At 50.5% G+C, this 23,784-nt stretch carries 23 protein-coding genes; 8 read left to right on the forward strand and 15 right to left on the reverse strand.

What is annotated here, in order from left to right:
* Positions 1-207: 207 nt before the first annotated feature.
* A complete protein-coding gene (gene gmhB / locus MUG06_RS10210; RefSeq protein WP_215847553.1) occupies positions 208-768 on the reverse strand; it encodes a D-glycero-beta-D-manno-heptose 1,7-bisphosphate 7-phosphatase in 561 nt (186 codons plus the stop codon).
* Between the two features lie 189 nt (positions 769-957).
* On the opposite strand from gmhB, the gene metN reads away from it, so the two are divergent.
* The 6 genes from metN (at position 958) to proS (ending at position 6,520) form a co-directional block, all read left to right on the forward strand.
* The gene (metN, locus tag MUG06_RS10215) at positions 958-1,989 is read left to right on the forward strand and encodes a methionine ABC transporter ATP-binding protein MetN (protein WP_215847554.1); all 1,032 of its coding nucleotides are present in this window, start codon (positions 958-960) and stop codon (positions 1,987-1,989) included.
* On the forward strand, positions 1,982-2,635 hold the full coding sequence (locus MUG06_RS10220; RefSeq protein ID WP_243078536.1) for a methionine ABC transporter permease MetI: 654 nt from the start codon (positions 1,982-1,984) through the stop codon (positions 2,633-2,635). The genes metN and MUG06_RS10220 overlap by 8 nt, the downstream gene beginning before the upstream one ends.
* Positions 2,636-2,664: 29 nt before the next feature.
* On the forward strand, positions 2,665-3,480 hold the full coding sequence (locus MUG06_RS10225) for a MetQ/NlpA family lipoprotein (protein WP_243078537.1): 816 nt from the start codon (positions 2,665-2,667) through the stop codon (positions 3,478-3,480).
* A 129-nt stretch (positions 3,481-3,609) separates the two neighbouring features.
* A complete protein-coding gene (rcsF, locus tag MUG06_RS10230; RefSeq protein WP_243078538.1) occupies positions 3,610-4,008 on the forward strand; it encodes an Rcs stress response system protein RcsF in 399 nt (132 codons plus the stop codon).
* Positions 4,005-4,712: a tRNA (N6-threonylcarbamoyladenosine(37)-N6)-methyltransferase TrmO gene (gene tsaA, locus MUG06_RS10235; protein ID WP_243078539.1), complete on the forward strand. Its 708-nt coding sequence runs from the start codon at positions 4,005-4,007 to the stop codon at positions 4,710-4,712. Before rcsF ends, tsaA begins: the two co-directional genes overlap by 4 nt.
* 89 nt (positions 4,713-4,801) lie before the next feature.
* Positions 4,802-6,520, forward strand: coding sequence for a proline--tRNA ligase (proS, locus tag MUG06_RS10240; protein ID WP_243078540.1), 1,719 nt, complete (start codon positions 4,802-4,804; stop codon positions 6,518-6,520).
* A gap of 38 nt (positions 6,521-6,558) precedes the next feature.
* Here the strand turns inward: proS and arfB are convergent, their stop codons facing one another.
* The gene (gene arfB, locus MUG06_RS10245) at positions 6,559-6,969 is read right to left on the reverse strand and encodes an alternative ribosome rescue aminoacyl-tRNA hydrolase ArfB (RefSeq protein WP_215847556.1); all 411 of its coding nucleotides are present in this window, start codon (positions 6,967-6,969) and stop codon (positions 6,559-6,561) included.
* 217 nt (positions 6,970-7,186) lie between these two features.
* Here arfB and MUG06_RS10250 point away from each other — a divergent pair, with 217 nt between their 5' ends.
* Positions 7,187-7,396: a YaeP family protein gene (locus MUG06_RS10250; protein WP_215847557.1), complete on the forward strand. Its 210-nt coding sequence runs from the start codon at positions 7,187-7,189 to the stop codon at positions 7,394-7,396.
* Positions 7,374-7,634: a Rho-binding antiterminator gene (gene rof / locus MUG06_RS10255; RefSeq protein WP_215847558.1), complete on the forward strand. Its 261-nt coding sequence runs from the start codon at positions 7,374-7,376 to the stop codon at positions 7,632-7,634. The genes MUG06_RS10250 and rof overlap by 23 nt, the downstream gene beginning before the upstream one ends.
* Positions 7,635-7,673: 39 nt before the next feature.
* Here rof and MUG06_RS10260 read toward each other — a convergent pair whose 3' ends face one another.
* The 13 genes from MUG06_RS10260 to bamA all read right to left on the reverse strand — a co-directional run bounded on the left by MUG06_RS10260 (position 7,674) and on the right by bamA (position 23,777).
* Entirely contained in the window at positions 7,674-7,982 is a 309-nt protein-coding gene (locus tag MUG06_RS10260) for a cytochrome c (RefSeq protein ID WP_215848332.1), read from the reverse strand.
* A gap of 18 nt (positions 7,983-8,000) precedes the next feature.
* Entirely contained in the window at positions 8,001-9,299 is a 1,299-nt protein-coding gene (gene tilS, locus MUG06_RS10265) for a tRNA lysidine(34) synthetase TilS (RefSeq protein WP_243078541.1), read from the reverse strand.
* A 53-nt stretch (positions 9,300-9,352) separates the two neighbouring features.
* Positions 9,353-9,742 carry a VOC family protein gene (locus MUG06_RS10270; RefSeq protein ID WP_215847560.1) on the reverse strand — a complete coding sequence of 130 codons (390 nt, stop codon included), beginning with the start codon at positions 9,740-9,742 and terminating at the stop codon, positions 9,353-9,355.
* 74 nt (positions 9,743-9,816) lie between these two features.
* Positions 9,817-11,961 carry a lysine decarboxylase LdcC gene (locus MUG06_RS10275; protein WP_243078542.1) on the reverse strand — a complete coding sequence of 715 codons (2,145 nt, stop codon included), beginning with the start codon at positions 11,959-11,961 and terminating at the stop codon, positions 9,817-9,819.
* Positions 11,962-12,082: 121 nt separating this feature from the next.
* Positions 12,083-13,039, reverse strand: coding sequence for an acetyl-CoA carboxylase carboxyl transferase subunit alpha (gene accA / locus MUG06_RS10280; RefSeq protein WP_215847561.1), 957 nt, complete (start codon positions 13,037-13,039; stop codon positions 12,083-12,085).
* Between the two features lie 12 nt (positions 13,040-13,051).
* On the reverse strand, positions 13,052-16,534 hold the full coding sequence (dnaE, locus tag MUG06_RS10285) for a DNA polymerase III subunit alpha (RefSeq protein ID WP_243078543.1): 3,483 nt from the start codon (positions 16,532-16,534) through the stop codon (positions 13,052-13,054).
* 31 nt (positions 16,535-16,565) lie between these two features.
* Positions 16,566-17,192, reverse strand: a complete 627-nt coding sequence (rnhB, locus tag MUG06_RS10290; RefSeq protein WP_243078544.1) for a ribonuclease HII — start codon at positions 17,190-17,192, stop codon at positions 16,566-16,568.
* Positions 17,185-18,333, reverse strand: coding sequence for a lipid-A-disaccharide synthase (gene lpxB / locus MUG06_RS10295; protein WP_243078545.1), 1,149 nt, complete (start codon positions 18,331-18,333; stop codon positions 17,185-17,187). Before lpxB ends, rnhB begins: the two co-directional genes overlap by 8 nt.
* A 3-nt stretch (positions 18,334-18,336) precedes the next feature.
* Positions 18,337-19,125: an acyl-ACP--UDP-N-acetylglucosamine O-acyltransferase gene (gene lpxA, locus MUG06_RS10300; RefSeq protein WP_215847563.1), complete on the reverse strand. Its 789-nt coding sequence runs from the start codon at positions 19,123-19,125 to the stop codon at positions 18,337-18,339.
* A gap of 3 nt (positions 19,126-19,128) precedes the next feature.
* Positions 19,129-19,584, reverse strand: coding sequence for a 3-hydroxyacyl-ACP dehydratase FabZ (fabZ, locus tag MUG06_RS10305; RefSeq protein ID WP_031375286.1), 456 nt, complete (start codon positions 19,582-19,584; stop codon positions 19,129-19,131).
* A 151-nt stretch (positions 19,585-19,735) separates the two neighbouring features.
* Complete coding sequence (gene lpxD, locus MUG06_RS10310) at positions 19,736-20,758, reverse strand: UDP-3-O-(3-hydroxymyristoyl)glucosamine N-acyltransferase (protein WP_215847564.1); 1,023 nt, start codon at positions 20,756-20,758, stop codon at positions 19,736-19,738.
* A 3-nt stretch (positions 20,759-20,761) separates the two neighbouring features.
* The gene (gene skp / locus MUG06_RS10315) at positions 20,762-21,259 is read right to left on the reverse strand and encodes a molecular chaperone Skp (protein WP_215847565.1); all 498 of its coding nucleotides are present in this window, start codon (positions 21,257-21,259) and stop codon (positions 20,762-20,764) included.
* A 112-nt stretch (positions 21,260-21,371) separates the two neighbouring features.
* A complete protein-coding gene (bamA, locus tag MUG06_RS10320; protein ID WP_243078546.1) occupies positions 21,372-23,777 on the reverse strand; it encodes an outer membrane protein assembly factor BamA in 2,406 nt (801 codons plus the stop codon).
* Positions 23,778-23,784: the final 7 nt, after the last annotated feature.

A 23,784-nucleotide genomic window follows, 5' to 3' on the forward strand; every position in this document is an offset into this window, starting at 1 on the left:
GGCGTATAATACGCTTTCCCTCCTCAGAGTCAACCTCTTTTTCAGAAGCTTTTCTCCGGCGACTCAGTCTCCTGAATCTCTCAACCCGTCAGCCCGTTGCCGGTTTGCCGTGTCAGTGGAGGCGCATTATAGGGAACCATTCTGAGAGCGCAAGTGCGAATTCAAACTTTTTTGCTGTTCGCCTGAATTTTAATCACAATGCCTATTTTAAGCGCTTTTAATCCGCTCAGCGAGGTCTGCAAGGCTATTAATTACCCAATCCGCTGCCGCTTCACCTTCAGCTGTTACGGGTTTACCAGTGCGGACCAATACTTTTGTTCCAACACCAGCAGCTTGTCCTGCAAGCATATCCTCAACTTTGTCACCGACTATATAAGAAGAAGCCATATCGATATCCAGTTCTTCCTGGGCGGAGAGCAGCATTCCGGGTTGCGGCTTACGACAGTCACATTGTTGACGATAGGCTTCAACTGACCCTTCAGGATGATGCGGACAGAAATAGATACCATCCAGGTCAACATCACGATCTGCCAGCGACCAATCCATCCACTCGGTTAGCGTCATAAACTGGTCTTCAGTAAACATACCGCGCGCTATGCCTGACTGGTTTGTTACGACTACAAGGGCAAAGCCCATTTTCTTCAATTCTTGCAGCGCCTCGATGGTGCCATCAATGAACTGGAAATTATCGATTTCATGGACGTAGCCATGATCAACATTTAGGGTGCCATCGCGATCAAGAAAAATGGCTGGGACTTTATTCGCCACGTAGAAACTCCTGCTATAAAAATTACCGTTCAGTATCGCATGATTGCAATAAAAGGGAGAACGGCAGATTGAATGACTTTGATTGATTTAGACGTCTGGATGCCTTAACATCCATTGGGCTCTCTTATGGCTAAGCTTATAGAAAGCATCCCACACCACGGACAACGTAATACGATAATAAATAACGCAATGATAAAACTCGAAAATATAACCAAAGTGTTCCAGCAAGGTACGCGTAAGATTCAGGCGTTATCTGACGTCAGTCTTCATGTCCCTGCGGGTCAGATATATGGTGTCATCGGTTCTTCCGGTGCCGGTAAAAGTACATTAATTCGTTGCGTAAACCTGTTGGAGCGCCCTACTTCTGGTCGCGTGCTGGTTGATGGTGCTGATTTAACTGCATTGAATGAACGCCAACTGACTCAAGCCCGTCGCCAAATAGGCATGATCTTCCAGCATTTTAATCTGATGAATTCACGCACCGTGGCGGGCAATGTCTCGCTTCCGCTGGAATTAGGTAATCTGTCGCGTAGCCAGATCAACCAACGTGTTACCGAATTGCTGGACTTAGTGGGATTGTCTGACAAGCACGATGCCTGGCCAGCTAACCTTTCAGGGGGCCAAAAGCAGCGGGTTGCCATTGCTCGTGCGTTGGCCAGTAATCCAAAAGTCTTGCTGTGTGACGAAGCCACCAGCGCACTTGATCCCGCAACCACGCGTTCCATTCTTGAGTTACTAAAAGATATTAATCGTCGCCTGGGCCTGACCATTCTCTTAATTACCCATGAAATGGATGTTGTGAAACGCATCTGTGATCAGGTGGCCGTTATTAGTCACGGCGAATTAATCGAGAAAGACAGCGTCAGCGAAGTGTTCTCACACCCTAAAACGCCGTTAGCGCAACAATTTATTCAGTCCACCTTGCATCTGGATATTCCTGACGACTATCAGCAACGCATGTCATCGGAAGCGAAAACCGATAGCGTACCGCTGTTGCGCCTGGAATTTACCGGTAAATCAGTGGATGCCCCACTGTTGTCAGAGGCCGCTCGTCGCTTCAATGTTAATAACAACATTATTAGCGCGCAGATGGATTACGCCGGTGGCGTTAAGTTCGGCATTATGCTGGCTGAAATGCACGGTACAGAAAGTGACACCAAAACAGCCATCGCCTGGCTGCAAGAGAACCATGTAAAAGTTGAGGTATTAGGTTATGTCTGACGCGATGATGTGGTTACTGGCGCGTGGCGTATGGGAAACGCTAATGATGACCTTTGTCTCGGGCTTTTTTGGTTTTGTGCTGGGCTTGCCGGTCGGCGTATTGCTGTATGTGACACGCCCCGGACAAATTCTTGAAAACCAAGGTTTGTATCGCGTGCTCTCAGCGGTAGTGAATATCTTCCGCTCCATTCCTTTCATTATCTTATTGGTGTGGATGATCCCCTTCACCCGCGTCATTGTAGGTACTTCGATTGGTTTACAAGCCGCTATTGTGCCATTGACGGTTGGGGCCGCACCTTTTATTGCACGTATGGTGGAAAACGCCTTACTGGAACTACCCACTGGTTTGATTGAAGCGTCCCGCGCCATGGGCGCAACGCCAATGCAGATTGTGCGTAAGGTGTTGCTGCCTGAAGCGCTGCCAGGTTTGGTGAACGCCGCGACAATAACGTTGATTACCTTAGTCGGTTATTCAGCCATGGGCGGTGCAGTCGGTGCAGGCGGATTAGGTCAGATTGGTTATCAGTACGGTTATATCGGATACAACGCTACCGTGATGAATACAGTATTGGTATTACTGGTGGTTCTGGTGTATCTCATTCAATTCTGTGGCGACCGCATCGTGCGTGCTGTGTCCCATAAGTAAGCAAGCAATATCAATATTAAGGAAAGGATATGTCTTTCAAGTTTAAAAACATTGCCGCTGTGGGTGCACTAATTGGCGCGATTGCGCTGGCTGGATGCGATCAGAAAGAAAAAGATCCAAACCACATTAAAGTGGGTGTGATTGTCGGTGCTGAACAGCAGGTTGCTGAAGTGGCTCAGAAAGTCGCTAAAGAAAAATATGGCCTCGATGTCGAGCTGGTGACGTTCAACGATTATGTTTTACCAAACGAAGCGCTGAGCAAAGGTGACATTGATGCCAACGCTTTCCAGCATAAGCCCTATCTGGATCAGCAAATCAAAGATCGTGGTTACAAGCTGGTATCGGTAGGCAATACCTTTGTTTACCCAATCGCCGGCTATTCGAAAAAAATCAAATCACTGGACGAATTGCAGGATGGCGCACAAATCGCCATTCCTAACGATCCGACCAATCTGGGACGTACCTTGCTGCTGCTGCAAAAAGTGGGCCTGATCAAATTGAAAGATGGCGTTGGCTTGCTGCCGACTTCACTGGATATCACTGAAAACCCGAAAAAATTAAAAATTGTTGAGCTGGAAGCGCCGCAGCTGCCACGTTCACTGGACGATGCCCAGATTGCATTGGCAGTGATCAACACCACTTACGCTAGCCAGATTGGCCTGACGCCAGCGAAAGACGGTATCTTTGTTGAAGATAAAGATTCACCTTACGTCAATATGATTGTGGCGCGTGAAGACAATAAAGACGCAGAGAACGTGAAGAAGTTTGTTCAGGCTTATCAGTCTGACGAAGTGAATGACGCGGCTAATAAAGTCTTTAACGGTGGTGCAGTAAAAGGCTGGTAATTCTGCCTTGCTCCTTCCCTCAGGGCGGCGCTATGCCGCCCTTTCTTTTGCTTAGCGCCTCGCTCGACTTGTTATTTATTCTGGTCCTTGTTTCAATAACGCCACTTTTTACAACATGAGGATGTTGCTATGCGTTTTTTACCGCTCTGCTTGTTAGCATTGATGCTGACTGGGTGTGTTCGGGAATATCACCCCATAAGCAGCGCACCTTCTCGCCCGCAGGCATCCAGCGAGCCGACACGTAAGCCTGCGTCGCGTCCTGCGCCGGTCAAAGTTTATACCGATGCTACCGATCTGGTCAGCAAACCGTTCCGCGATTTAGGTGAAGTGTCCGGCGATGATTGCCAGACCAGCACGCAAGATTCACCCCCCAATATCGCGACGGCACGCAAACGCTTACAAGTAAAAGCGTCTCAGATGAAAGCCAACGCCGTTTTACTGCACAAATGCGAAATTGTCAGCAGCACGCCAGGTTGTTATCGCCAGGCTATTTGCCAAGGCTCGGCGCTGAAAGTCAGTAATCAATGAGTGAATTCGCCTTTGCGCAAATTGGTGTAATCCGTTCACCGTGGAAAGAGAAATTCGCCGTGCCGCGCCAGCCAGGTCTGGTTCAGGATGGCGGCGGCGAGCTCCATCTTTTGCCCCCTTACAATCAGCCTGAGGCCGTACGTGGACTGGAAGATTTCAGTCACCTTTGGGTGCTGTTTGTGTTTCATCAAACGATGGAAGGTGGATGGCGGCCCACGGTGCGACCACCGCGCCTCGGCGGTAATGCACGCGTAGGTGTTTTTGCTACGCGTTCAACGTTTCGACCTAACCCAATTGGCATGTCGCTGGTTGAGTTAAAAGGTATTCGCTGCGCGAAGCAGCAGGTCATTCTGGATCTGGGTAGTCTGGATTTAGTTGATGGCACGCCAGTGGTGGATATCAAACCTTACCTGCCTTTTGCTGAAGCCTTACCGAATGCGCGTGCTGGCTTTGCTCAGGCTGCACCTGAAGCGGATATGCCAGTGCGTTTTTCTCTGCTGGCACAACAACAGCTTTTGCAGCAGCAAGTGAGCTATCCCCAACTCGCGCGATTTATCAGCGACGTTTTGGCGCAGGATCCCCGCCCCGCTTACCGCAAAGGCGAAGCGCTGGAGCGGGAATATGCTGCCTGGTTGCTGGATTTTAATGTGCGCTGGCGTATTGATGAAGCCGGCACTGAAGTCGTTGCTATCGACCCACGTTAAAACCCGCTTTTGAGCCAGAGATCTCGCTGGTACACTAGCCGCCAGCAAAATTCTGTCTGTGACTTTCCGATCAACTGGAATCGTAACCAATGCGTACTACTCAATATCTGCTCTCTACTCAGAAAGAGACGCCATCCGACGCTGAAGTGATCAGCCATCAGCTGATGCTACGCGCCGGAATGATCCGCAAACTGGCCTCGGGCTTGTATACCTGGTTGCCGACCGGTGTGCGTGTGCTGAAAAAAGTCGAAAACATCGTGCGTGAAGAGATGAACAACGCGGGCGCGATTGAGATTTCAATGCCGGTCGTTCAGCCTGCCGATCTGTGGCAAGAGAGCGGCCGCTGGGAACAGTATGGCCCAGAGCTGCTGCGCGTTGCGGATCGCCATGAGCGTCCCTTCGTGCTGGGTCCAACGCATGAAGAAGTGGTCACTGACCTGATTCGTAACGAGCTCAGCTCCTACAAACAGCTACCACTTAACCTGTATCAGATTCAAACCAAATTCCGTGACGAAGTCCGTCCGCGTTTTGGTGTGATGCGTTCACGCGAATTCATTATGAAAGATGCGTACTCATTCCACATTTCGCAGGAATCTCTGCAAGAAACGTATGATGCGATGTATCGCGCCTACAGCCAAAGCTTTAGCCGCATGGGACTCGATTTCCGCGCCGTACAGGCAGATACCGGCTCAATCGGCGGCAGCGCATCACATGAATTCCAGGTGCTGGCACAGAGCGGCGAAGATGATGTGATCTTCTCCACTGATTCCGATTACGCCGCTAACATTGAGTTCGCAGAAGCGGTGGCTCCAGCGGGTGAACGCGCTCTGCCAACGCAGGAACTGAGCCAGATCGATACGCCGAATGCGAAAACCATCGCGGATCTGGTTAATCAATTCCAGCTGCCCATTGAGAAAACCGTCAAAACGCTGATCGTCAAAGGTGCCGAAGAAAGCGGTCATGCGCTGGTTGCGCTGCTGGTCCGTGGCGATCATGCGTTGAACGAAATCAAAGCTGAGAAATCAGACATGGTTGCCTCACCGCTGGTTTTCGCCACTGAAGAAGAGATTCGTGCAGCCGTGGGCGCAGGTCCAGGCTCGCTTGGCCCAATTAACCTAAATATGCCGATTATCGCCGATCGTACAGTCGCGAAGATGAGTGATTTTAGTGCAGGTGCCAACGTTGATGATAAACATTACATTGGCATTAACTGGGAGCGCGATCTGCCCGCACCACATGTTGCGGATATTCGTAATGTAGTAGAAGGCGATCTGAGTCCAGATGGCAAAGGCACGCTGCAGATCAAACGCGGCATCGAAGTGGGACACATCTTCCAGCTAGGTACCAAATATTCTGAAGCGATGAAAGCCGCGGTTCAGGGTGAAGATGGCCGTAACCAAGTGTTGACCATGGGTTGTTACGGTATCGGTATTACGCGCGTAGTGGCGGCGGCTATTGAGCAAAACCATGATGAACGCGGCATTACCTGGCCTGCGGCCTTGGCTCCGTTCGAAGTGGCCATTCTGCCAATGAACATGCAGAAATCTTTCCGAGTGAAAGAAGTGGCAGAAGAGCTCTATAACCAACTGCGCGCCAAAGGCATCGATGTGATTCTTGACGATCGCAAAGAACGTCCTGGCGTAATGTTTGCTGATATGGAACTGATTGGCGTACCGCATACTATCGTTATTGGCGATCGTAACCTCGATAACCAAGAGATTGAGTACAAAGCGCGCCGCGACAGTGAAAAACAGATGATTAAGCAGGACGATATTGTCGACTTCCTGCTGAAAGCGCTGAATAAGTAGCATCTTCACGTTCAAACGCCCCGGTTATGGGGCGTTTTTTATTGCACTTTTCCACGCAACGCTTTGGTATTTGCACGCCGTGTTTTGCCTTCCAGACGCCGTACTTTTGATGCACGCGTAGGTCGCGTTGCGCGTCGCGTTTTCTCAACCGTAGTAAGTTCAGCAATCAAATTGACTAAACGCTGTAAAGCAGCTTCACGGTTCATCTCCTGACTGCGATATTCCTGAGCCTTAATCACTACCACGCCTTCGCCAGTAATCAAATGGTGATTAGCAGCCAGCAACCGTTCTTTGTAAAACGGCGGCAGGGACGATGAAGCGATATCAAAGCGCAGATGAATCGCCGTGCTGGCTTTATTCACATGCTGCCCACCCGCGCCTTGTGCACGGATCGCCGTCAGTTCGATTTCGTTATCGGGGAGCTCAATATTGCGCGACAGCATAATCATCTGTCACCTTCCAGAGCGAAATCGCTGCTTAAATGCCTTAACTGATTCATCAACTTAACCTTTTGTGCGGGTATTAATCTGGTGTCAAACAGCGGAATCTGTCACTTTAGCAGTGAATCGCGTGTCGATCCTGCTTTAGCCGGGCTGATTTCCTGTAAATGCCTGTGTTATAGTCGCCTATCATCCAGAGTATTTACGCTCTGCTGAGGAGGGGCTTGTGCAAAAATATTGTGAATTAGTTCGCCAAAAATATGCCGAAATCGGCAGTGGGGATTTAGGCTATGTCCCGGATGCAATTGGCTGCGCTTTAAAGGCGCTTGATGATATTGCCGCGAATTCTGCGCTAAACTCTTCTGTCAGGGAACAGGCGGCATACGCCGCTGCAAACTTATTGGTGAGCGACTATGTTGATGAACGAAGCTTATAAACCCATCAATTGCGATGACTACGATAATCTGGAACTCGCCTGCCAAAAGAATTGGATGCTGTCGCTGGAATTGAAGGATGGCGAGCAGCTCAAGGCAAAAGCTAATGTTATCGTGTCCCGTAAAAACGTGGAATATCTGGAGATTGACCTTTCTGGTGAAACGCGTGAATTGCGTCTCGATCACATCGCCAGTTTCAGCCACCCCGAACTGGGAAAGGTTGTCGTCAGCGAAGAGTAACTCAATCCTCATGGGCGGGATTCTATCCCGCCTCCTTCGCTACGGTTTCAAAGAGTTATAATAGGCCGCAATATCCGCCATATCTTCATCACTTAATCCCGCCACAAACGCTTTCATTACTTCCGCTTGCCCACCGCTGCGCTCACCTTTTTTATAAGCCTGTAAAGCATGATTAAGATAAGCGCTATTTTGCCCGGCAAGATTAGGATAGAGCGGTACCGCCGTTTTTCCTTCCGCACCATGACACGCCATGCAACTCGCGGCTTTTTGTGCGCCTGCATTCACATCACCCTCGGCAAAAGCCGGCACTGCCGTTACCACCAATAAGGCGGCAATAAAGTTTTTCATCATTGCTCTCCAGCACTATTATTGTTTGTGCCAGATCGCTTGCCAGCCGTGCGCATCCACGGTCGCGCCTTCCCGGGTAACAAACAAACCGGGCGCGCAGACAAGCGTCTGATTATAAAAAATTAAAGGAATGCGTTCGCGCTGCCATGGCGGAACATTTAATTCCTGCCAAAGCTTTTTCATTTCTCGACCACCCGCGCGATTAACCAGATGCAAATAGCCTTGTGCCTGAAAACGGACAAAGACGTGCTCACCAGCCGTTGGCTGCCGTAATACATTTTCCGAGTGATCAGCCTGCAGCGAGCCTAAATTAGGCGGAAGCGTCAGTGAGTCGTTGAGATCGGGCCAGCTCAATTCACTGTTACGCAAAGATTCCTGTACCGGCAGCCAGTAAAGTTGCTGGCGAAAGCGGCGTATTTCAAAATGGCCTAGCTGCAAACGCGGCTGAGCATCTTCCCGGCTCAACATCACTTCCTGATGAATACGCTTTAGCGCGTCACGGGAAGGCATCTTGCCGCCCTGCCCGGCAATCCAGCGGCGAAGCAGCGCATTAACACGCACATCGCTGAAATTCAGGAGTTCGGTGAACGTCAGGCTACCGTCGGCCTGAACCAGCGACTGTAATTGCTCAGACAATAACTCATCCAGCAGCTGTTCTTGTTCACCACATAACGCGGCGCTGCGCGCTGTCGCTTCGGCAAAATGGGGCCAACGCGTTAATAATTCAGGTAATAAACGCTGACGTAAAAAATTACGGTCATAACGTACATCCTGATTACTTTCATCCTCTATCCAGATGAGTTGATGCTTGTGAGCATAATCTTCCAGCACCTGACGGGAGATATCCAGCAGAGGACGCAGCAGGCGATGATTGCCCAACTGCATTGCTTTTGGCATTGCTGCTAAGCCTGCCGGGCCGCTACCGCGTTTCAACGCGAGCAGTAAAGTTTCACACTGATCGTCAAGATGCTGCGCGGTTACCAATATTTCATCTGGCTTTAACGCGCCACTCAACGCCTGATAACGTGCCTGACGAGCTGCCGCTTCAATGCCTTGCTCGCGGCTATCGACGTTTACCCGCAATACCTCACAACTCAGCTGCCACTGCTGGCAAATCGCTACGCAATGCGCAGCCCAAGCGTCAGCATTGGGGCTGAGCCCATGATGAACGTGTAAGGCACGTAAACGGATTTGAGGATGATGTTGCTGCCATGCCAGCATATGATGCAACAGCACAGTTGAATCCAGGCCACCGCTGAAAGCCACGACAAGCGCAGCGTCAGAATTCAACAAATGATCAAGCTGTGGCAAAGACATGGCGCAATCCAAAGATTCGGGCCGCCGAATGCGGCCCGTTGAAGCGCGCTATTTTACGCCTGATACAGCTCCAGCGGCAAACCATCTGGATCAGCAAAGAAAGTGCATTGCTTACCGGTAAGATCATCAATGCGAATCGGCTCGCAAGTTACCCCTTTTTCTGCCAGCGCCTGAACCGCGATTTCAACGTCTGCCACGGTAAAAGCGAGATGACGTAAGCCGCAGGCTTCGGGATGACTAACCCGAGCAGGTGGCGTAGGGAAAGAAAACAGCTCAATGGTGTACTGGCCATTAAGCGCTAAATCCCCTTTCCATGAATCGCGCGCTTCCCGATAGTATTCGCCTAACAGGCTAAACCCGAGCACGTCGCAATAAAAGGCTTTGCTGCGCTGGTAATCGGACGCAATGATAGCGATGTGATGGATTTGAGTTAACTGCAGCATGCTGGCTCCTTGAGTTCGGTAATTCATTACCTTACGGCCGAGACTCTACGCTGACAATGCGTAATCTTCTGAACTCATTCACTTTTCAGCACCCGCACGCGATATTCACCCTCTTCAGTCAGTGTTGCGCCATGAATATCGGTCTCGAAACCGGGATAATGACGGCCAATGCTGCAAAGCATTAACAGAAAATCGAGCACGGCACGGCTCGCCTCAGTGATCATTTCACCAGGCATGACCAGCGGAACACCTGGCGGATAAGGCAAAATCATATTGGCCGAGACACGCCCAACCAGTTCACTGATATCCACCGTTTCGATATTGCCTTTAACCTGTTGTTGAAAAGCCTGATGCGGCGTCATTTTCATCTCTGGCAAGACATCAAAAGCTTTCAGCATCAGGCGCGGCAGATCATGTTGACGGATCATCTGATGGATCCCTTGCGCCAGCGTCTGAATGCGCATGTTGCGATAGAAATCAGGATCTTCTGCATACAGATCCGGCAGCATATTTTTGACCCGCAAATTCAGATCGTAAGCGCGTTTAAACTCAGTTAAGCCCCGCAGCACACTCATCGCTTTAGTTTTATCGATGCCGATACTGAACAAAAACAGCAAATTGTACGGCCCGGTTTTTTCCACCACGATACCGCGCTCATCAAGGAATTTGGCTACCAGCGCAGCCGGAATACCGTCATCTGCCATCACGCCCAGTTCGCTCATGCCTGGCGTGAGGATGGTGACTTTGATCGGATCCAGATACATATGATCGCGATCGGCCTGCGTAAAACCGTGCCACTCCTCTTCACCCGGCTGGATCGGCCAGCACTGCGCTTCATCGACGTGCTCAGGCTGCCAGATATCAAAAAACCAGCTGTCAGACTCTTCTCGCAAACGCTGAATCTCACGACGGAAATGCAGCGCACGCTCGACTGAACGGTTAATTAAACGCTTGCCGGGATTACCGCGCAGCATTGCCGCTGCCGTTTCGATTGAGGAAACAATTGCATAGTTCGGCGATGTGGTGGTGTGCATCATGTAGGCTTCGTTAAACGTCTGCTCGTCGTAATCGCCTTTAATATGGATCATTGATGCCTGCGAAAATGCTGCCAGCAGCTTATGCGTCGACTGCGTTTCGTAGACCACTTTTCCCGGCGTGCGCTCGCCGCTCATGCCGCTTTTACCCTCATAAATAGGATGGAAATTAGTGTAAGGCACCCAGGCTGAATCAAAATGAATCGACGGAACGTCCAGCGTCTGTTTGATGTATTGCGTGTTGTACAGCAAGCCGTCATAGGTGGAGTTAGTGATGACTGCATGCACCGGCCAGGTCGCGCGGGGTGTTGCCGCCACCTTTGCTTCGATGTTCGGGCGAGTAAATTCACGTTTAGGAATACCGCCAAGAATGCCGAGTGCATTTCGTGTCGGCTTCAACCAAATCGGCACCAGATCGCTCATCATCAGCAGATGCGTGAGGGATTTATGGCAATTACGGTCAATCAACACCGTGCTGCCTGCGGGTGCTGCATACATCCCCACTATTTTGTTCGACGTTGAGGTGCCATTGGTCACCATGTAGCTCTGTTCCGCCCCGAAGGTTCGCGCAATATACTCTTCCGCTTCAAGATGCGGCCCGGTGTGATCGAGCAGCGATCCCAACTCGGTAACGGAAATTGAAATATCAGACTTCAGCGTATTCGCACCAAAGAAATCGTAAAACAAGCAGCCAACCGGGCTTTTTTGAAACGCGGTACCCGCCATGTGACCCGGCGTACAGAAGGTGTACTTGCCTTCTTTTACATAGGTAAACAGTGCTTTCGTCAGCGGCGGAGTAATGTGATCCAGATAGTCGTCAGTGTATTGACGGATATGCAGCGCAATATCTTCAGCAGCATTGAGCGCGTATTCAAAAAAATGCAGAGGCATACGCATTTCATTGATGCTGATGTCCATTTGCGAATGGGTGTTGATGAAAGCATACAGCGGCAGATATTCGTTCAGCTGATTGATTTCGCCACATAACTCCATGCTGTTATGCGCATCCCAGTCAAAAATCACGCCACTGATACGGGGATTGTGTTCGATCAGCTTGAGCAAATCGACGGCGTTTTTGGGATAGATGAGTTGGAAACCCTGCTGACTTAACGCAGCATCCAGTTCGCGCAACGGTTCATCTTTATAGAACACACCGTGCCCGCCCATGATTGCCAGAATATTCAATGCGCACCTCCTAAGTTGTTGTGGCATTGGCTAAGCATAGCGAATTGCAGGGCCGCTCTCAGTCAGAATTAAGGCATAAAAAAAGCGGACCGAGGTCCGCTTAGTTTTTTATCATGCAAAATCAGGCGTAGCCGTAGCTCATCAGACGCTGATAACGACGATCCAGCAACTCTTCAGTCGTGAATCCATCGAGATCGGCCAAGTCAGCCAGCAGTTGCTGTTTCAGCGAGATCGCCATATCCACTGGGCGACGATGCGCGCCACCCAACGGTTCTGGGATCACAGAGTCAATCAGCTTCAGCTCTTTCAAACGTTCGGCAGTGATGCCCATCGCTTCCGCAGCCAGTGGCGCTTTGTCTGCGCTCTTCCACAGAATTGACGCACAACCTTCCGGTGAAATCACCGAATAGGTGCTGTATTGCAGCATATTCACTTTGTCGCCAACGCCGATCGCTAACGCACCACCTGAACCGCCTTCACCAATCACGGTACAAATGACCGGCACTTTTAGGCCAGACATTTCACGCAGGTTACGAGCAATCGCTTCAGACTGGCCGCGCTCTTCTGCACCTACACCCGGATAAGCCCCCGGCGTATCAATGAAGGTAATGATTGGCATTTTGAAGCGCTCAGCCATTTCCATCAAACGCAGTGCCTTACGATAGCCTTCAGGTGCAGGCATACCGAAGTTGCGACGAATTTTCTCTTTGGTTTCGCGACCTTTCTGGTGACCGATGATCATCACCGGACGTCCATCAAGACGAGCAATACCGCCGACAATTGCTTTGTCATCAGCATAAGCACGGTCGCCAGCTAACTCATCAAAATCGTCAAACGCGTTGCGCACGTAGTCAAAGGTATAAGGACGCAAAGGATGGCGCGCCAGTTGAGCGATCTGCCATGCGCCTAAGTCGGCGAAGATTTTACGCGTCAGCTCAACGCTTTTTTCGCGCAAACGCTGAACTTCTTCATCCAGATTTACGTGTTTATCATCCTGACGACCAATCGATGTCAGCGAATCAATCTTCGCTTCCAGTTCTGCGATTGGTTGTTCAAAATCCAGGTAATTAAGACTCATAATGTTCCTGTTTTAGTCAAACTCCAGTTCTACCTGCTCCGATCCGATCAACGACCGCAGATCATTAAGTAAACGATCGCTGGGCGAAATTCGCCACGCTGCACCAAAGCGCAGCTTGGCACGCGCGTCGGCTCTCTGATAGTAGAGATGCACCGGAATGGTCCCTGATCGATGAGGTTCCAGGGACTGGCGGAGTCGGTTTAATAGCTGGTCATCAATTTGCCTGTCCGTCAGCGAGATAGCAAGACCACGCGCATATTTTTCGCGTGCTTCGTCAATGTCCATGATTTCGCGGGCGGTCATTTTAAGGCCTCCACTGAAGTCATCAAAGCTGACCTGTCCGCTGACGATCAGGATACGGTCTTTCTCCAGCAACTGCTGGTATTTATCTAACGCATCGGTAAATAACATGACTTCCAGACGACCGGAACGATCGTCCAAAGTACAAATACCAATTCGGTTGCCGCGCTTAGTCACCATTACACGCGCGGCAATCACCAGACCGGCCGCGACAGTAATTTTACCACGATCGGTGGGATGCATATCTTTAAGACGTACACCGCCGACATAGCGCTCAATTTCTTTCAAATACTGGTTGATGGGATGACCGGTAAGATACAGTCCCAGCGTTTCACGTTCACCATCCAGTTGGACCTGTTCAGGCCACGGTGTGACGCTCGCGTAAGACTTTTCAACCTGCTCCGGCTCTTCCGCCAATACACCAAACATATCCGCCTGGCCAATCGCTTCGGCTTTGGCATGTTGATCGGCAGCTTTTAGCGCATCGCTGAGCGAACTCATCAGCGCGGCGCGGTGCGGGCCAAGGCGATCAAACGCACCGGACATGATCAATTTTTCCATCACGCGACGGTTGATTTTTTTCGTGTCAGTGCGCGCACAGAGATCGAACAGCTCGCGGAAATAGCCACCTTCGTTACGCGCATCAATGATCGCTTCGATTGGGCCTTCGCCGACGCCTTTGATGGCGCCAATACCGTAAACGATCTCTCCTTCTGGATTAACATGGAACTGATACAAGCCAGAGTTAATATCTGGCGGCAAGACCTTCAGTCCCATGCGCCAGCATTCATCCACCAGCCCAACCACTTTCTCTGTGTTATCCATATCGGCAGTCATTACCGCTGCCATGAATTCGGCTGGATAGTGCGCTTTTAGCCACAGCGTTTGATAGGAAACCAATGCATAAGCAGCGGAGTGCGATTTGTTAAAGCCGTAGCCAGCAAACTTTTCGACCAAGTCGAAGATTTTCATCGACAGCTCGCCGTCGACGCCCATCCGCTCCGCGCCATCTTTAAAGACAGAACGCTGCTTGGCCATCTCTTCCGGTTTCTTTTTACCCATCGCGCGACGCAGCATATCTGCACCGCCAAGGGTATAACCGGAAAGTTCTTGGGCGATCTGCATCACCTGTTCTTGATACAGGATGATGCCATAAGTCGGTTCCAGCACTGGCTTCAGCGTGTCGTGCTGCCACTGAATATCTGGATAGGAAATCGCTTCGCGACCATGTTTACGGTCGATAAAGTTGTCCACCATGCCCGATTGCAGCGGCCCAGGACGGAACAGCGCCACCAATGCGATCATGTCTTCAAAACAGTCAGGCTTCAGGCGTTTGATCAAATCTTTCATGCCGCGCGATTCAAGCTGGAAAACCGCTGTGGTCTCCGCGCGCTGCAGCATATCGAAACTTTTCTTGTCTTCTAACGGAATCGCCGCAATATCGATGGGCGGCTCGCTCTGCTTCTCGCGTCGGGCGTTGATCATTTCCAGCGCCCAGTTAATGATGGTTAAGGTACGCAGGCCAAGGAAGTCGAACTTCACCAAGCCAGCATATTCAACATCATTTTTATCAAACTGAGTCAGTGGATTCTGGCCGTTCTCATCGCAATAAAGCGGTGCAAAATCGGTGATTTTAGTGGGTGCGATAACAACACCCCCGGCGTGTTTACCGGCATTTCGCGTTACGCCTTCCAGCTTGCGCGCCATGTCAATCAGCGACCGGACTTCTTCATCCGCCTCGTAAATTTCTGGCAACTGCGGTTCAGCAGCAAATGCTTTTTCCAGCGTCATGCCAGGATCAGGTGGAATGAGTTTAGATATGCGATCAACGAAACCGTATGGATGGCCCAATACACGACCTACGTCACGAATAACCGCTTTTGCCGCCATGGTACCGAAGGTGATGATTTGCGATACCGCTTCGCGGCCATACATATCGGCAACGTGCTCAATAACCTGATCGCGCTTCTCCATACAGAAGTCGACGTCGAAGTCTGGCATCGATACACGTTCCGGATTGAGGAAGCGTTCGAATAGCAGATCAAACTCCAGCGGATCGAGATCGGTAATTTTTAGTGCATACGCCACCAAAGAGCCAGCACCAGAACCACGACCCGGCCCGACGGGCACGCCGTTATCTTTCGACCACTGGATAAATTCCATTACGATCAGGAAGTAGCCGGGGAAGCCCATCTGGTTGATTACGTTAAGCTCTATTTCCAGGCGCTCATCATATTCTGGGCGTTTCTCAGCGCGAACGGCTTCGTCTGGGAACAAGAATTCGAGACGCTCTTCTAACCCTTCACGCGACTTCATTACCAAGAAATCTTCGGTGGTCATTTCGCCGGTCGGAAATTGTGGCAAGAAGTATTCGCCCAACCGCACCGTAACGTTACAACGCTTAGCAATCTCTACGCTGTTTTCCAGCGCTTCAGGGATGTCCGAGAACAGCTCGCACATCTCCTCTTCGCTACGCATGTATTGCTGAGGACTGTATTTGCGTGGACGTTTAGGATCATCCAGCGTGTAACCATCGTGAATAGCAACGCGGATTTCGTGTGCGTCAAAATCTTCTTCATTAATGAAGCAAACTTCGTTGGTCGCTACGACTGGAATGCCTTCGGCGATGGCTAGCTCAACGGCTGCATGCAGATAGCTTTCTTCATCCTGACGTCCGGTGCGTGTAAGCTCAAGATAATAGCGATCGGCAAAATGCTGTTGATAAAAATTCAGGCATTGCGAAACCAGACCGGTATTACCACGTAACAGGCAGCGGCCAACATCACCACAGCGTCCCCCTGAAAGCAGAATTAAGCCTTCCTGTAACTCAACCAACCAGTCACGGTCAATGACTGGGCCGGCAATGCCATAACCACGCTGGTAGGCACGCGAAATGAGTAAAGTAAGATTTTGATAACCGACATTGTTGCTGGCTAACACTGTCAACTGCGTTAATTCATCGCCCATCAGTTCGCTGGCAACGCTAAAGTCAGCACCGATTACGGGCTTTATCCCTGCGCCATGCGCGCTGCCATAGAACTTCACTAACCCGCACAGGTTGGTATAGTCGGTAATCGCAATAGCAGGCATACCCAAAGCAGCCGCTTTCTTGATTAATGGCCCGGTTTTCGCCAAGCCATCGACCATCGAATAGTCGCTGTGGACACGCAAATGTATAAAACGAGGTTCAGCCATATCAGTTTCCGATTAAAACAGTGTCAGGCTATTAAAGCGTGGTTGTCTGGCACGTAGCCAGTACTTCGGCGTCGATAAGGACATTACGCACCGGTGCAAAGCTGCGGCGATGGTGCGGTGTCGCACCGTACTGCGTCAGTTTTTCCATATGCAGCGCAGTTGGATAGCCTTTATGCTGAGCAAATCCATATTGCGGAAACAGCAGATCTAGCTCGGCCATTTCACGATCGCGCGTCACTTTAGCAATAATGGATGCGGCGCTAATTTCTGCCACCAGGCTGTCGCCTTTTATTACTGCTTGCGAAGGCATGGGTAACGCCGGGCAGCGATTTCCATCGATCAAGACATAATCGGGCATTATCGACAACCCCGCTACTGCGCGTTGCATCGCGAGCATGGTGGCGTGCAGAATGTTGATTTGATCGATCTCTTCTGGTTCAGCGCGGCCTAAACTCCATGACAACGCCTTCTCTTTGATTTCGTCATACAACGCCAGCCGACGTTTCTCGGATAACTTTTTCGAGTCAGCTAAACCCACGATCGGCTTCGCCGGATCGAGAATCACCGCAGCGGTAACTACCGCACCAACCAATGGTCCACGCCCGACTTCGTCTACACCCGCGATAAGGCTAGCAATAGGATAGATAAAATCAGACATCAGCGATCTCCAGTACCGCATCCGCCGCTTGCTCATCGGCATTCCAGCGGATCTGTTGGTGTAATTCATGGAAATTGTTCAGCAACTCGGCGCGCTCAACACCGGGGTGCAGCAACGGCTCTAAAGCCGCCGCCAACGCTTCAGGCTGACATTCATCTTGCAGCAACTCTTTAACGAGTTCACGTCCGGCCAATAAATTGGGTAACGATACATACGGCGTTTTTACCAGCCGTTTCGCCAACCAGAAAGTGAAAGGCTTCATGCGATAGCCAACAACCATGGGGCATTTTGCCAGCATACATTCCAGTGCGGCAGTTCCCGATGCCAGCAATGCGGCATCGCTCGCAATCATTGCTTCACGTCCTTTGCCATCCAGCAGATGCATAGGCAATTCTGGGGCAACTTCGGCTTTTATCAGCTCAAATTGTTCACGGCGCTTTGCGTTGACCAGCGGTACAACAATTTCCAACGCAGGATATTGCACGCGCAGCAGTTGGGCTGTTCTTAGAAAATCGCCGCTTAACATCTCGACTTCTGCCCCACGACTACCAGGCAATAGCGCGAGACAGAGCGCATCATCAGCAATACCCAGGTAGCGGCGAGCAGCAAGCTTATCTGGCTGTAATGGCATAGCATCAGCCATGGTATGGCCAATGAAACGGCAAGGTACATCAAAGCGATCATAAAAAGCTTTTTCAAACGGTAAAAATGCCAACACCAGATTGGTGTTGCGACCGATTTTGAATACACGTTTTTGCCGCCATGCCCACACCGATGGGCTGACGTAATGAATAGTGCGGATCCCCGCTCGCTTCAATCGTCCTTCAAGCGTGATATTGAAATCCGGTGCATCAATACCGACGAACACATCCGGTTTAAGATCGATAAATCGTTGGGTTAAATCGCGGCGGATTTTTAGCAGGCGCGGTAAGCGACCCAGCACTTCCACAATTCCCATCACCGCCAACTCTTCCATTTCGTACCAGGTTTCGCAGCCTTCCGCTTGCATCAACGGACCCGCTACACCAACGAAATGGGCATTAGGATGACGCGCTTTTAGCGCACGAATCAGGCCTGCGCCAAGAATATCGCCGGAGGTTTCTCCGGCGATTATGGCTATCGTTAAAGGACGCGATGACATGAATTAGCGAATTAATCCACGGGTTGAGCGGGCAAAGAAGTCATAGAATGGCTGCACTTCGCTGTGCTGCTTAGCGATTTCTTCAATTTCCGGCTTCACTTCATCCAGCGTTCTTCCGCTACGATAAAGCAATTTATATGCATTGCGTATCGCGTGCAGTGACTCTTTACTGAAGCCACGGCGTTTCAGACCTTCAATATTGATACCAAACGGTGTCGCGTGGTTGCCCTGCGCAATCACGTAAGGGGGCACGTCTTGTGCCACGCCTGAACAACCGCCAACCATCACATGTGCACCGATAGTGCACCACTGATGCACGGCCGTCATGCCACCAATAATGGCAAAATCATCCACGGTTACATGACCGCCAAGGGTTGCATTATTAGCAAAAATGCAACGATTGCCGACTACGCAATCATGCGCAATATGCGCATTAACCATCAGCAGGTTGTCGCTACCCAGCGTCGTGACGTGACCGCCCTGGATGGTGCCACGATGAATGGTGACGCTTTCGCGAATACGGTTGCGATCGCCAATCTCAACGCGAGTCGGCTCACCGGCGTACTTCAGATCTTGATTTACTTCACCAATCGAGGCGAACTGATAGATCTGGTTATCTTTACCAATGCGCGTATGGCCGTTAACGACCACATGCGATTTAAGTACCGTTCCTTCACCAATCTCCACATTTGCCCCAATAAAGCAGAACGGGCCGATGTGAACATTGGGACCAATAATGGCCCCATCTTCAATGACAGAACTGGGATGGATGTTGGCGGTTGGATCAATCACGAATTATGCCTCCCGGCTGCGGGCACACATCATGGTTGCTTCACAAACGATTTTACCGTCGACGGTCGCCACGCCTTTGAAGCGAGTCAGGCCACGGCGGGTTTTTTCGAAAGTGACTTCCATGATCATTTGATCGCCCGGTACGACTGGACGTTTAAAACGCGCATCATCGATACCGGCGAAGTAATACAGCTCGCCCGGCTCCAGTTTGCCGACGCTTTTAAACGCCAGAATACCGGTAGCCTGCGCCATCGCTTCAAGGATCAGAACGCCAGGAAAAATCGGTTTACCAGGGAAATGGCCCTGGAAAAACGGTTCATTTACGGAAACGTTCTTCACTGCACGCAGGTATTTGTGCTCTTCAAATTCCAGCACACGGTCAACCAGCAAAAACGGATAGCGGTGCGGCAGCAGCTCTAAAATCTCTTCAATTTTCAGAGTATGAGTTTCAGTAGTCAAAATACTCTTCCTGTCCTAAAAATCTGATGACATCAATAACACGGCCTGCACAGATCAACATGATCTTCCGCAGGCCGCAAATAGGTTCCGTGGCGCCTGGCTTCCTGCTTAACACTTTTATTATGAAAGCCGGGCAGGTTTGGGATGCCGCTTAGTCTTTACCGACTTTGCGTTCGATGGCTTTTAAGCGTTTGCTTATTTCATCGATGTTCATCACCAGCGCTGCAGTTTTACGCCAGGTTTTGTTAGGTTGTAGCGGAATGCCTGAGGAGTATACACCAGGCTCTGTAATAGGACGCATCACCATGCCCATACCGGTCACGGTCACCTTGTCACAGATTTCCATATGGCCGTTAATGACGCTGGCACCGCCAATCATACAGTAACGACCAATTTTCAAACTACCCGCCATGATCACACCACCTGCAACAGCGGTATTGTCACCAATAACCACGTTGTGGGCGATCTGACATTGGTTGTCTATGATAACACCATTGCCGATTAGAGTGTTATCCAAGGCGCCGCGATCAATGGTGGTACAAGCCCCAATTTCGACGCGATCGCCGATAATTACCGCACCCAGCTGTGGGATTTTCACCCAATTGCCGCGATCGTTAGCGTAACCAAAACCATCGGAACCAATTACTGTGCCTGACTGAATCAGACAATCCTGACCAATTTGAATCTCATGATAGATAGAAACGTTGGCCCATAAACGCGTACCGCTGCCGATGCGTGTTTTTTTACCCACAAAACAGCCTGCGCCGATAACAACGTTATCACCCAGTTCAACATCTGACTCGATCACCGCATTAGCACCAACTGAAACGTTGTTGCCTAATTTTGCACTGGGATCGATGACGGCGCTGGGAGCGAGGTTTTGGGCTGGCTGAGGTGTAGTATCAAGCAGCTGCGCCATACGCGCATAGGTCAGGTAAGGATTTTTCACCACCAACGCTGCCGAGTTGCACCACTCCAGATCCGCTTCCGTCAGCACCACGGCTGAGGCCTTAATCAGGGCGAGTTGCTCGCGGTAACGGCTGTTTGCAAGAAAAGTGATTTGGCCAGTTGTGGCGGATTGCATAGAAGCAATGCCGGAGATGACGATATCGCCATCTCCGTGCAATTCTGCATCCAACTGCTGGGCTAAATCAGCCAGTCGAATAGATGACATCGATTATTTAACCTGTTTCAGCACGTCTGCAGTAATGTCTTTCGCGTTTGAAGCGTAAGCCACAGCATTAGCGTCGATGACTACGTCGTAACCATCGTCATCAGCAACTTTCTTCACTGCGTCCTGAATACGGCTCAGCAGTTTGTTACGCTCTTCCGTCTGACGACGGCGATTGTCTTGCTCAAAAGCCTGCGCTTTGGTTGAGAAGGTTTCACGCTGTGACATGACGTCTTTTTCCATGCGGCTACGTTCGCTGGCCTTCATGGTAGAACCGTCACGCTGCAGGCGCTGCATTTTAGTCTGCAGATCGCGCTCCTGGCTTTGCAACTCGGTTGCACGGCCTTTGAACTCATTTTCCAGCTGTTTAGCAACAGTCGCACGTTGCGGTAACTGTTGGAAAATGCTGGACACGTTTACCACTGCAATTTTGTCAGCAGCCTGAACACCAGCGGAAACCGCTAAAGCAAGACCCAGACCGGCGGCACACAACAACTTTTTCACTATAAACTCCTTACCATCAACGTTTGTGTCAGCGACACAGTGTTTGCCCCGGAACAGCTGTTAGCAGCTGCCCGGCGGCAATACTCTAGCTTATGCATCCATGCTCAGAACATTACCAGGTTTTACCAATGTTAAACTGGAATTGCTCTGATTTGTCTCCCTCGTATTTCTTGATCGGCTGGGCGTAAGAGAACACCAGCGGACCCAACGGCGACATCCATTGCAAAGCGATACCGCTTGATACACGAATGTTACTTGGATCGCTGTAGTCCGGCACGTCAGCAGCGCGTGTATCGTCAGTATTTTCCCACTTGGTATCCCATGCGGTACCGGCATCAACAAACAGTGAAGTACGCACTGAGTTAGAGTATTTCTCACTCAGGAACGGCGTCGGTGTAATCAGCTCAAGGCTGGCGATCGCCATTGCGTTACCACCTACAGCATCATCTGAATTACAGATTTTGTTCGTGCCAGAACAAGTAGACGAGTTATCGTTCAAATACGCGGCTTTAGGACCAATCGTATTCGACTGGAAACCACGCACAGTACTTGAACCACCCGCATAGAAGTTCTCATAGAATGGCAATTCTTTGCCACCCAAGCCGTCACCGTAGCCTACACGACCACGACCTAACAGCACCCAAGTACGATCTTGGTTGATCGGCATGTACTGTTGGCTGTCCAGCGTCACTTTATAGAAGCTGTTATCAGAACCTGGAATAGTGACTTTACCATTCAGGTTAGTGCGGTTACCTGCGGTTGGGAAGAAGCCGCGGTCCAGCGTGTTGTACGTCCAACCATAGTTAAAGGTGAAGTCATCCGCAGAGAAATCACCTTCATCGTTAAGCTGTTGTGGTTTACCAACCGAGTCGAGATAACGCCACATAGCAACTTGTGGTTGCATGTTAGACAGGTCGTTGTGTACATAACCTAATCCCACGCGCAGCGTGTTGTTCTCGTTAATCGGGAAGCCCAGCGTACCGTCTAAACCGTAACTTTTGTTGGTGTAGTCGGAGAGATCAGCATCGTCAGCTTTAAAGTCGTTATAGAACAGACGACCGCCTAAGCTCACCCCATCAACCGTGAAATAAGGATCGGTAAGCGAGAACTCGGCATAGGTCTGGTAATCGTTTTTGGTACCGCTGATACCGACAGTATTACCGGTGCCAAGCCAGTTGTCCTGCGTGACGCCAACCTGGAAGCTGACGCCGCTTTCCGTCCCGTAACCCACACCAAAGTTGAAGGTACCGGTGTTACGCTCTTTAACTTTATAAACCACGTCGACCTGATCAGGAGAACCCGGCACGCGCTGCGTATCGACATCAACTGTCTCAAAATAGCCGGTGCGGTTCAGACGCTCTTTACCCTGATCGACCAAATCGCTGCCCAGCCATGCACCTTCCATCTGACGCATTTCACGGCGCAATACGGAGTCTTTCGACGTGTCGTTCCCTTCAAAGCGAATATTGCGCACGTAGTAGCGGTTGCCGGCGTCGACATTAATATGCAGTTTTACTGTTTTATCAGCATCGTTAATTTCCGGCTGTGTAACAACGCGCGGATAGGCATAACCATAACGGCCCAGCAGCTTTTTGATATCATCTTCCATCTGCGTCACTTTGGTGCCGTTATACAGCTCGCCCGCAGGGATTTTGGTCAGATGTTCGATTTCTGCCGAGTGGCCCGCCATGCTGCCATTCACAATCACGCCAGCAATCTTGTACTGATCGCCTTCGTTGATGTTCACGGTGATGTAAATGCCTTTTTTATCTGGCGTCAGGCTCACTTGCGTTGAGTCGATATTAAAGCGTGCGTAACCGCGATCAAGGTAGAAGCTGCGCAGGGTTTCAAGATCGCCCGCCAGTTTCTGTTTCTGATATTTGCGATCGCCTACCACGTTCCACCACGGCACTTCGTCGCGCAGCTGGAAACGTGAAATGAGTTCATCGGAACTGAACGCTTTGTTACCAACGATGTTTATCTGCTGAATTTTTGCAGAAACACCTTCAGTAAACACCAGCTTCAAGTCGACACGGTTGCGTGGCAACGGCGTAACGACCGCTTTTACGCTGGCGGTGTATTTACCGACGCTGTAGTAAAAGTCTTCAAGTCCTTTCTCGATTGAAGAGAGCATGGTGCGGTCCAGCGCTTCGCCGACACGAACACCTGATGCTTCAAGATTCTGTTTGAGCTGATCCTCTTTCACCGCTTTGTTACCGGTGAAGGTAATGCTGGCAATGGTAGGACGTTCTTTGACCTGGACAATCAGCGTATTACCGTCTCGCAGGACCTGAACATCCTCAAAGTTGCCAGTAGCGAACAGCGAGCGAATCGTATTTCTGACGTCATCGTCAGACACCGTATCGCCAACCCGTACCGGCATGCTCAGCAGAGCCGCGCCGACGGCGACTCGCTGCAGCCCTTCGAAATGAATATCCTTCACCACGAAACCGTCTGCACCGTAAACGGTGGCGCTGCTAAACAGCAGCGACGCTATGAGCAACTTTTTCATCGCCATCGTTATT

The sequence above is a fragment of the Pantoea sp. MQR6 genome, from assembly GCF_022761075.1.
GTDB lineage: Bacteria > Pseudomonadota > Gammaproteobacteria > Enterobacterales > Enterobacteriaceae > Pantoea > Pantoea phytostimulans.

What these genes read in the sequence shown, in the direction of transcription:
- metN (WP_215847554.1), top strand. Translation starts at nt 958, where the DNA reads ATGATAAAACTCGAAAATATAACCAAAGTGTTCCAGCAAGGTACGCGT.
- MUG06_RS10220 (WP_243078536.1), top strand. Translation starts at nt 1,982, where the DNA reads ATGTCTGACGCGATGATGTGGTTACTGGCGCGTGGCGTATGGGAAACG.
- MUG06_RS10225 (WP_243078537.1), top strand. Translation starts at nt 2,665, where the DNA reads ATGTCTTTCAAGTTTAAAAACATTGCCGCTGTGGGTGCACTAATTGGC.
- rcsF (WP_243078538.1), top strand. Translation starts at nt 3,610, where the DNA reads ATGCGTTTTTTACCGCTCTGCTTGTTAGCATTGATGCTGACTGGGTGT.
- tsaA (WP_243078539.1), top strand. Translation starts at nt 4,005, where the DNA reads ATGAGTGAATTCGCCTTTGCGCAAATTGGTGTAATCCGTTCACCGTGG.
- proS (WP_243078540.1), top strand. Translation starts at nt 4,802, where the DNA reads ATGCGTACTACTCAATATCTGCTCTCTACTCAGAAAGAGACGCCATCC.
- arfB (WP_215847556.1), bottom strand. Translation starts at nt 6,969, where the DNA reads ATGATTATGCTGTCGCGCAATATTGAGCTCCCCGATAACGAAATCGAA.
- rof (WP_215847558.1), top strand. Translation starts at nt 7,374, where the DNA reads ATGTTGATGAACGAAGCTTATAAACCCATCAATTGCGATGACTACGAT.
- MUG06_RS10260 (WP_215848332.1), bottom strand. Translation starts at nt 7,982, where the DNA reads ATGAAAAACTTTATTGCCGCCTTATTGGTGGTAACGGCAGTGCCGGCT.
- tilS (WP_243078541.1), bottom strand. Translation starts at nt 9,299, where the DNA reads ATGTCTTTGCCACAGCTTGATCATTTGTTGAATTCTGACGCTGCGCTT.
- MUG06_RS10270 (WP_215847560.1), bottom strand. Translation starts at nt 9,742, where the DNA reads ATGCTGCAGTTAACTCAAATCCATCACATCGCTATCATTGCGTCCGAT.
- accA (WP_215847561.1), bottom strand. Translation starts at nt 13,039, where the DNA reads ATGAGTCTTAATTACCTGGATTTTGAACAACCAATCGCAGAACTGGAA.
- dnaE (WP_243078543.1), bottom strand. Translation starts at nt 16,534, where the DNA reads ATGGCTGAACCTCGTTTTATACATTTGCGTGTCCACAGCGACTATTCG.
- rnhB (WP_243078544.1), bottom strand. Translation starts at nt 17,192, where the DNA reads ATGTCTGATTTTATCTATCCTATTGCTAGCCTTATCGCGGGTGTAGAC.
- lpxB (WP_243078545.1), bottom strand. Translation starts at nt 18,333, where the DNA reads ATGTCATCGCGTCCTTTAACGATAGCCATAATCGCCGGAGAAACCTCC.
- lpxD (WP_215847564.1), bottom strand. Translation starts at nt 20,758, where the DNA reads ATGTCATCTATTCGACTGGCTGATTTAGCCCAGCAGTTGGATGCAGAA.
- bamA (WP_243078546.1), bottom strand. Translation starts at nt 23,777, where the DNA reads ATGGCGATGAAAAAGTTGCTCATAGCGTCGCTGCTGTTTAGCAGCGCC.